The organism is Streptomyces thermovulgaris (genome assembly GCF_002155915.1).
Taxonomy (GTDB): Bacteria; Actinomycetota; Actinomycetes; order Streptomycetales; family Streptomycetaceae; genus Streptomyces; species Streptomyces thermovulgaris.
In genome coordinates this window covers 1-1,301 of record NZ_MUME01000563.1, presented here as the reverse complement: position 1 = coordinate 1,301, position 1,301 = coordinate 1, and the positions used below count along the sequence as shown (strand labels likewise).

Annotated in this window: 2 protein-coding genes; both read left to right on the top strand. The window is 76.6% G+C overall.

The window, feature by feature from the left end; genetic code table 11:
• Positions 1 to 685, top strand: a 685-nt coding sequence (locus CCN35_RS27320; protein ID WP_211285593.1) for an NPCBM/NEW2 domain-containing protein, incomplete at its 5' end; no start/stop codon positions are given.
• Between the two features lie 163 nt (positions 686 to 848).
• On the top strand, positions 849 to 1,301 hold a 453-nt coding region (locus CCN35_RS29045), incomplete at its 3' end, for a hypothetical protein (protein ID WP_211285592.1).

The window sequence follows — 1,301 nt, the reverse complement described above, 5'->3', positions numbered from 1 at the left end:
CGAACGCATCGTGTGGTCCACGCTGCTGTGCGCGGTCGCCTTCGCCGTCGCCGTGGTGGCCGGCGGCGGCACCTACGCCGCCGTGCGCTACCTGGACGCCGACCGCACCGGCAGCACCGCGTCCCGGGACAGTGCCGATCCCGCCGCACCGGCCGACGGGCCCACCGGCACCCCTGACGAGGAGCCGGGCACGCTCCCTGCACCGGCGGACAGCCCCGGGGAGCCCGGAGACGGGGACTTCGGGGACGGCACGGCGAGCCCGTCGGCCACGGACGACGCGGCCGGCCCCGACGAAGTGCCGCTCACCTCGCTGGAGCCGGTGACGAAGTCGTACATGCAACAGGGCTCCGCCACGGTCGACACCACGGAGTACGAGGACGCCCTTCTGGCGAGCGGGGGGTATTGCTCCAGCTCCGTGGAGTACAACCTCGCACGGGAGTGGAACACCCTCCGGCTCACCGCGGGGATCACCGATGTCTCCAAGGACGGCTCCCCCCGCAGGCTCACCGTCCGCGGCGACGGGAAGCTCCTGGTCGGCAAGACGCTGAAGCTCGGCCGGGCCGAGTCCGTGTCGGCCGACGTGAGCGGCGTGCTGCGGCTGCGCATCGAGGTCGAGCCCGTCGGCAGCGTCGGCACATGCAGGGGTGTCGTGACCGCACTGGCCGCTCCCGTGCTCACCAGGTGAGGGGACGGCCCGCGACGCGAGGGACCGGACCGCCCCGGCCCGGCCGTGGCCGCGCCCGCCCGGCGGCAGGTGCGGCGGACGGGCCTCCCCGCGCGGCCGGACCCGTCGCTCACGTGGCCCTCGCGGGCACGCAGCCGCCGGCCGCGCCCACCAGGATGCGGGCATGGGTATACGTACGCTCCCTCACCAACCGGCGGTGATCCGGGCGGACATCGGCGAGGCCCCCGCCGAGCCGCCGCCCGCGGTCCCGTCCTTCGCGGCCGACGCGAGCACGGCCCGCGTCCCCGCCGACGTGACGACCGCCGTGCGCCGTGCCGCACGGAACCCCTGCCGCCGGCCGGCCCCCGGAGGGCCCGCGCGCGCAGAGCCGTCCCGCCGGCACCCGTGGACCGGCACGGCCCGCGGCCGTCTCGCGCTCCTCCTCGCGCGTCTGCCCCGGGCGAACCCGGCGCGGCGCGTCACCGTCTTCGTCGTCGCTTTGCCCTCCGCTCCCACCGGCGACCGCCATCCCTGCGAAGACCCCGGCGAGGACTTCCCCGAGGACCCCGCCGAAGACCCTTCCCCGGACCCTTCCTCGCACCGGCCCCGCCGGAACCGGGGCCGGTGCGAGGAAGGG